This is a genomic window from Oleiphilus sp. HI0117, from assembly GCF_001635235.1.
In genome coordinates, this window is the sequence record NZ_LWGA01000013.1 from 1 (window position 1) to 1,580 (window position 1,580).

1 protein-coding gene and 1 pseudogene are annotated in these 1,580 nt (G+C 44.9%); both read right to left on the reverse strand.

Features of this window, described 5'->3' with window-relative positions:
* A partial coding sequence (gene purB, locus A3757_RS00415) for an adenylosuccinate lyase (protein WP_068738951.1) occupies nt 1–1,260 on the reverse strand: 1,260 nt, incomplete at its 3' end.
* Nucleotides 1,261–1,358: 98 nt separating this feature from the next.
* A pseudogene (locus A3757_RS25980) lies at nt 1,359–1,580 on the reverse strand (hypothetical protein); the annotation flags it as partial.

A 1,580-nucleotide genomic window follows, 5' to 3' on the forward strand; every position in this document is an offset into this window, starting at 1 on the left:
CTGGTTCATTACATTACCGCGAGTTAGCTCTTTAAGCTTCTCGTAAGGTTGTTCAACCTTATAGCGACGCATAACGGTTTGAATCGGCTCAGCCATGATTTCCCATGCGTTGTCGAGGTCTTGAGCTAAACGCTCCGGGTTAATTTGAAGCTTGTTTAGACCCTTTAGCGTGGACTGGTAAGCAATGATGCTGTGCGCCAGGCCGACGCCTAGGTTACGAAGAACCGTAGAATCTGTCAGGTCACGCTGCCAGCGAGAGATAGGTAGCTTTTCTGCCAAGTGGCCTAATATAGCGTTTGCCAGGCCTAAGTTGCCTTCAGAGTTTTCAAAGTCGATAGGGTTAACTTTATGAGGCATCGTGGAAGAGCCAACTTCACCAGCAATTGTTTTCTGCTTGAAGAAAGCCATTGAAATGTAAGCCCAAATGTCGCGGTCTAGGTCGATTAGAATCGTGTTGAAGCGGGCAATTGCGTCAAACAATTCTGCAATATAATCGTGGGGCTCAATCTGTGTTGTATACGGGTTGAACTGTAGTCCTAGGCTCTCGATGAATGTTTTAGCATTTTCAGCCCAGTCAACATCAGGGTAGGCAGATAGGTGAGCATTGTAGTTACCTACAGCGCCATTAATTTTGCCCAGGATTTCAACTTTCTCGATTTGAGCCAACTGGCGGCGTAAACGAGCAACAACATTTGCAAATTCTTTACCCATTGTAGAAGGCGAGGCTGTTTGACCGTGGGTACGTGAAAGCATCGGGATTTCAGCGTACTCAAGTGCCAGTTCTTCCATTTTGTTTACAACTTCTTTCATTGACGGTAAAACACTCTTCTGCATGCCATTAGTAAGCATTAAACCGTGAGATAGGTTGTTGATGTCTTCCGAAGTACAAGCAAAGTGAACGAACTCGGAATCGGCTTCTAATTCAGGGAAGTCGCCTTTTGCTGCAGAGAACTTTTCTTTTAGGAGATATTCAACTGCTTTTACGTCGTGATTTGTAGTGCGTTCAATTTCTTTAACGCGCTCTGCGTCTTCTACAGAGAAGTTACTTACGATATCGTCTAGGAACTTGTTGGCGTCAGCAGAGAAGGCTTTTAATTCTTCAATTTGAGGGTGGGCTGCCAAGGTTTGCAACCAACGAATTTCAACCTCTACGCGGAATTTAATAAGTCCAAACTCGCTGAAGATATCCCTAAGGTCAGTGACTTTTGAGCCGTAACGGCCATCGATAGGTGAAACTGCGGTTAAAGATGAAAGTTGCATTCGTAATCTCTTTCTCTGCTGCTTAAAAAATGGGCGGCAATGATACTACAAATGTGACCTGAGTTGCACTTTTTGTCACGGATACATGAGGGTGCGGTCTATTGCTTATGTTTTGTGGCTTGCTCGGAAATTGATTTATTTTTGATCGCTAATGGTAATGGTGGCTCAATGATGTACGACATTTCTTTGGGCAGCTGATAGCTATTGCTTTCGACGCGTCTACGCATTTTTTCTAGTGTGCCTAACGGTTGGTCAACAACGAAGCTGTTGGCGAGCCATGCCGGTAGGTCTCCGCTAGGATCAGCATGCGTTTCATATTC